The organism is Segatella hominis, from assembly GCF_004535825.1.
Classification (GTDB): Bacteria; Bacteroidota; Bacteroidia; order Bacteroidales; family Bacteroidaceae; genus Prevotella; species Prevotella hominis.
On record NZ_SGVY01000103.1, the window covers coordinates 1 to 2,772 of the forward strand.

The window sequence follows — 2,772 nt, forward strand, 5'->3', positions numbered from 1 at the left end:
CGGCAAACCCCGGCAACATACTGCCACAGAAATTGAAAACGCTTGTTTTTAGATTGCCGTGCCTTATCTTTGCACTCACAAACGTGGAGCACAGCATATGCGTGGAGCTTTGCGACATATAACATAGTATTAACTTAGAAAAAAGAAAAGTATGGGATTCATCGTATTCGAGGAAGAGGCATTCAACTATCTTGATGCCCAGTTGGAGAACTTCGTGAAGCGCATGGACAGAATCCGTAAGCGCAGTGAGGACAAGACCATGAACAAGTGGCTCGACACGCAGGACGTGTGTCAGACGCTCAACATCTGCCCACGGACAGTACAGACGCTTCGGGACAACGGAACTTTGGCTTATACGCAAATCAGCCACAAGACCTACTACAAGCCGGAGAACGTGATGGCTATCGTAGCAGTAGTGGAGGACAGGAAAAAGGACATGCGTTTTCGCAAGCGCACAGGTTAGGCTGTCAATATACAACAGCCACTTTATCCAATGCAGCAAGTAAACCGAGTAACGTAAGTATCAACAATAAAACGAGACAACTATGAGCAATGAAGTAATGACAAGAAACAGCGAGTGGATGAACCACATCGTGAACCACCTCAACCGAATGGTTGACAATTTTGAACGTGCCGTGATGAACTACCGCCCCATGCTTGACGGTGAGCGCTTCATGACGGACAAGGAGCTTTGCGCCAGGCTGCAACTGAGCCGAAGAACCCTGCAGGACTACCGAAACAACGGTGTCATCCCGTATATCCAGCTTGGCGGAAAGATACTCTACCGCGAGTCCGACATTCAGAAGATTCTGATGGCTAACTATCGTGAGGCGTACAGAATGAAAGGTGTGTAGGAGAATGTCCTTGATGAGTGTGTGAAATGAACAAGGCGACAACGTATAACTTACCGAGCGTGGCTGTTATAGGTTGTCGCCTCGTTTTATTGGCTATACCGAGTTGGTCGTGTTTGCCGAGTATTCTCCGTATGGTCTGTATAAAATCTAATACCATGCTAAAACACACTGCGGTGGTTCGCCCAAGTGGCTGGAGGCGCAAAGCCTCCAAGGAACGTTGCTTTATGGCAGGTCTATGCCATTGCATTCTCTGTAAAGATACAGACCAGTTTAGTGCGGCTTGTCTGTCTGCCGATGACGGACTGCATGATGAACTCCCGGAAGGCTCTGCTCTCAATGCTGTCAATACGGAAGGCTACCGCAATGACGAGTTCAAGACTATACACATCATAGCTGATGCGGTCGTTCTTCCTGACATGACGACGCACACCCTGCTCTTTCAGAATGCCATCCTTGAATACAGCCTTGACAGCCTTGCGCACATAGCAGCCGAATACATTATACATGTCGGCAATCTCCTGCATGGTCATCCATACAGTATCGGTCGGCATGGATACAGTTCCGCTCTCGCTGATAGTTATAACTCCTCTGTTCATTTTTCGTCCTCCTTATTTCTCTTTTGGTCAGTTTCTTTTGTTTCTCTGCGCTGCATCAGCTTGTCCATGTCCTTGGATATCTTGTCATCGGTGATGACGGCATAGACCTGGGTGCTTCGCAGGTTGGAATGCCCCATCATCTTGGCGATGCTTTCCATTGATATGCCCGAAGTAACCATGTTTACTCCGAATGTATGTCTTGCAACGTGTGCGGTAAGGTTCTCATTTATACCCAAAGCCACACCGAGTGAATGAAATTCAAACCACATGGAATCACGTGAAGAAAGAGGGAAAACTGGTTTGCTATCATCCGCTGTATTGTATAGCGACATTATTTGTTCAGCTATCGGATGCAAGGGAATGAACGCTTCGTTGTTGGTCTTTGCTCTTTTCTCACGGATGTATTTTCTACCGTCTGCCGTCATCCCGATATGGTGTGGATACAGGTTACGTAAATCGACATAAGCCAAACCTGTAAGGCTGGAGAAAACAAACATTCTGCGTGCCAACTCCAAAGCCTTATCCTCCATAGGAGTCTCCATAATGAGCAGCAAGTCATTTCTGGATATATGTCTACGCTTTGGTGAGCCTTTCTTTTCATATCCGACATCTTCCAATGGATTGAATTTCAGCAGACCTCTGTCAACAGCGATATAAACCAAGCGTTGCAGCCAACAGAGATTATGGTTCGTATTGGATGCACTATACCCTTTGCCAATCAAGAACAACTTATAAGATTTGCCAAATTCCTCAGTCAAATCTTCAAATGCAATGTCATTCATTCCTCGTAACCCGATGAACTCTCGCAAGTTTAGCTGCGATGTCTTAGATTGGCGATAAGAAGATGTTGAGTTAATACGGATGGAGCGCAGCCTAAGGCGTTCACGCTCCTCCTCGCCAGTGGCAAGCAATGTCATCTGGATAGTATTTGCATCAACAATAACATTCTTCAGAATCTCGGCGGTAACGATGCCCTTTTCCTTTGTTGCCTGCTCGTAGGCTTCGTCAATTCTTAGTCTGAACGCTTGCAGTTGTCCGTTCACTCTTGCATTCCTGGCTTCACCTTTTTTCGTGTCCCATTCTTCGGGAGCACAGTAAAGACCTGTTGCTATGGCTGACACTTTGCCGTCAATCGTGATACGGCAAAATATAGATGTGGTTCCGTCTGCCTTTACTCTGCCACGGTTGATATAATCCTTAATTCCGCAACACTATAGTTTAACATTATTTATAAGTGCCTGAGCAACAAAAAGTTGCCCAGGATTTTGCCATGTCAGAATTTTCACTTACCTTAGTGTTGCGAAAAGAAGACAAGCAAAACT

The 2,772-nt window shown here is 46.1% G+C and carries 4 protein-coding genes; 2 read left to right on the forward strand and 2 right to left on the reverse strand.

From position 1 onward, the window contains the following. The first annotated feature begins 151 nt into the window (after positions 1-151). Positions 152-463 (forward strand): helix-turn-helix domain-containing protein, encoded by a 312-nt coding sequence (locus EXN75_RS17105; RefSeq protein ID WP_134844637.1) that lies wholly within the window; start codon positions 152-154, stop codon positions 461-463. Positions 464-545: 82 nt separating this feature from the next. Next, complete coding sequence (locus EXN75_RS17110) at positions 546-854, forward strand: helix-turn-helix domain-containing protein (RefSeq protein ID WP_008656558.1); 309 nt, start codon at positions 546-548, stop codon at positions 852-854. A gap of 233 nt (positions 855-1,087) precedes the next feature. Here EXN75_RS17110 and EXN75_RS17115 read toward each other — a convergent pair whose 3' ends face one another. Next, positions 1,088-1,450, reverse strand: a complete 363-nt coding sequence (locus tag EXN75_RS17115) for a hypothetical protein (protein ID WP_008628592.1) — start codon at positions 1,448-1,450, stop codon at positions 1,088-1,090. Next, the gene (locus EXN75_RS17120) at positions 1,447-2,652 is read right to left on the reverse strand and encodes a site-specific integrase (protein WP_134844730.1); all 1,206 of its coding nucleotides are present in this window, start codon (positions 2,650-2,652) and stop codon (positions 1,447-1,449) included. The genes EXN75_RS17115 and EXN75_RS17120 overlap by 4 nt, the downstream gene beginning before the upstream one ends. Positions 2,653-2,772 lie beyond the last annotated feature (120 nt).